Source organism: Oscillibacter sp. (assembly GCF_031978065.1).
Classification (GTDB): domain Bacteria; phylum Bacillota; class Clostridia; order Oscillospirales; family Oscillospiraceae; genus Oscillibacter.
Window position 1 is genome coordinate 1 of the sequence record NZ_DALZCH010000200.1, and the last position, 1992, is coordinate 1992.

Here is a 1992-nt window from a genome sequence, read left to right on the forward strand (position 1 = left end):
ATGCGTACCGGGGCGTCTCCCAATGCGCCTCTTTCAAGTCCCAGGAAATCCTCCAAAAGATTGACGTCTCCATTCGCTCGCTTAAGTAAGTCATCAACGACTGACGTCGGCATAACATATGTTCCTTCGGGCGGGCCAACCGTATCTCGCTTTAAGGCTGCTTGTATTTTGGTCACACCGTCCTTGAATTGCGACAGATGATGGTCAATGTACTCCTTTGTAAGATAGGTGCTGGGATCCGGTCTCTGTCCCCTTGGCATCTTGATTATATCATCAATTTGCGCCCGTGTCAGCCCCGCGTTTCGGACAATATCATCCACATCGTCCGCCAGCGTACCGCCTGCGTGCAGCGCGTCGTCCCCGCCGCCGGTGAGGATGCTTTTGACGTTGACCGCCGTTTGGTAGGCCGCGTAGACTGTAAGCGCCGTGCCGAGGATATCCAGCCAATGCTCCAGTGACCACGGCTCTTCAGGGGCAACGGCCCCCTTGAGCGTATCTAAGAATCCTCCGGTAAGGGCATTGACAATGTTGTAGAGATTGGGGTTGGCCACCATCTCCTCATGACGGTCAACAAATCCCCGCCATGTGCCGCTGACAATTCCCAATGTCAGCCAGTCCATAACGCTGCCAAGGCTATTCACTTGTTTTCACCCCGTGCCGCCTGCGCAGTCAGCAGATATTCGATGAGGTCCCTTGCATCTTGCGCCAACCCTGTAAAATAGGACGCGGCCGCAGCAGCCAGATCGTAGCCTCCGGAGCCGTCCCAACTGTTCGGGCGACTGAGATCCACCACCATATGCCCGCTGGGCAGCGTGATTCTGGTCAGATGATCCGGGGTAATGCTCACCGGGAAAGCGTCATGATCCAGAAGAAAGACTCCGCCGTCTTCGTCGCCTTTTGCCCGCTGAAACGCCTCCATGAATCCCTGCGGGCTGGCGCGGTAAATCGCTTCCATGCGGAAATCCATGGCCAGCAACTCACATCGGCAGTTTCCGTGGATGGGCGGGATCGGGACATCTCCAAGAGTAAACATCTGCCCATGATAGGATAGGCACCGTTCACAGGTATTCGGCCCCCGCTCGCTGAGGAACAGATAGCGCGAGTAGCCCTGCCTTTGCAGGGACTCCAGAGCCAGCCAAGCGGAGAACTCCCGGTTATAGCGATTGAGCTTCGCGGAGAGCGTACGCATCCCGGACTCAACGACCGCGTGGGCCTGAGCAATGGCCCTGCTGATACTGACCCCCTTACCAATGGCATTATGATAGGTGTTTGCTACCTGTTCGGAAAGGTGCCGGGAGAAGGCTTCCATGTCCCGTTCAAAGCCGTGGTGCATGGGATAGGGGATTCTGCCATCCACCTTGAAGTTTGCGAGATATGCGTTGGTGGCGGAGATCAAAAGCTTCAGCAGCTCGTCAAGCTCCCGGGAAGGATTTTCTGCCGGAATGGATTTCAAATAAAGATCCCCGGAGTCAAACCCGTTTCCCGTGTTGTGGTGCTGCCTGGGCAGGGTTCCCCAAGCCCTGGTGGAATCCGGAACCATGTATGGGCTAAAATCTTCCGCCATAGGTTACCTCCTGTATGCAGTAAAGAATAAGTCCCTCTACATACGGAGCCAACATAAAAAAGTTGCACGGAACCGTGCAACCAAATCAAGATTCTTTTCAACTCAGTAATTAACATAAAAAAATCGGAGTATCCCATGAGGATACTCCGATGTGTCATTAGGTCAAAATAGATGCAAGTCAATTTGACATTAATCTTTATTTGCTATTACACATAGCGGAATATTCGACACATCCATAAGATATTGTTCAGTTACAGCTAAAAGAGTTCTTTGTTCTAAGGTTATACTGTTAACTGATAATCCAGGTTGCACAATTAAGATATTGAATTTTAAAGGCAGTTTTCTGCGGGATAGATTATCTAACCTTTGTAACTCTTGTATGCTTCCCTTAATAATACGTGATCCACTTTGACCTTTGTAAGTTTTAG

The 1992-nt window shown here is 51.5% G+C and carries 3 protein-coding genes; all 3 read right to left on the minus strand.

Annotation, left to right across the window (positions count from 1 at the left end):
- A partial coding sequence (locus RTK01_RS16695; protein ID WP_312282046.1) for a hypothetical protein occupies nt 1–641 on the minus strand: 641 nt, incomplete at its 3' end.
- The gene (locus RTK01_RS16700; protein WP_312282047.1) at nt 638–1564 is read right to left on the minus strand and encodes a hypothetical protein; all 927 of its coding nucleotides are present in this window, start codon (nt 1562–1564) and stop codon (nt 638–640) included. The genes RTK01_RS16700 and RTK01_RS16695, both read right to left, overlap by 4 nt.
- Nucleotides 1565–1753: 189 nt before the next feature.
- A partial coding sequence (locus tag RTK01_RS16705; RefSeq protein ID WP_312282048.1) for a hypothetical protein occupies nt 1754–1992 on the minus strand: 239 nt, incomplete at its 5' end.

What these genes read in the sequence shown, in the direction of transcription:
- RTK01_RS16700 (WP_312282047.1), bottom strand. Translation starts at nt 1,564, where the DNA reads ATGGCGGAAGATTTTAGCCCATACATGGTTCCGGATTCCACCAGGGCT.